At 59.8% G+C, this 264-nt stretch carries 1 pseudogene; it reads left to right on the forward strand.

Annotated features, from left to right (window positions below):
- Nucleotides 1-264 (forward strand): annotated as a pseudogene (locus SB822_RS57965) (choline dehydrogenase); the annotation flags it as partial.

Here is a 264-nt window from a genome sequence, read left to right on the forward strand (position 1 = left end):
CTGCGCATATAAGGTCACCGGTATTCCGACGCTCAACGAAAAGGCGAGCAAGCTTGTCGGCAAGGCAATGATCGGGCTGGAATATCTGCTGCGCCGTTCGGGGCCTATGTCGATGGCTCCAAGCCAGCTCGGCGTCTTCACCCGCTCCGACCCGTCCTACGAGACCGCCAATCTGCAATATCACGTGCAGCCGCTCAGTCTGGAAAAATTCGGCGAGGCGGTGCACCCCTTCCCTGCCTTCACGGCAAGCGTGTGCAATCTGCG

This window comes from Paraburkholderia sp. SIMBA_054 (genome assembly GCF_046534875.1).
Classification (GTDB): domain Bacteria; phylum Pseudomonadota; class Gammaproteobacteria; order Burkholderiales; family Burkholderiaceae; genus Paraburkholderia; species Paraburkholderia hospita.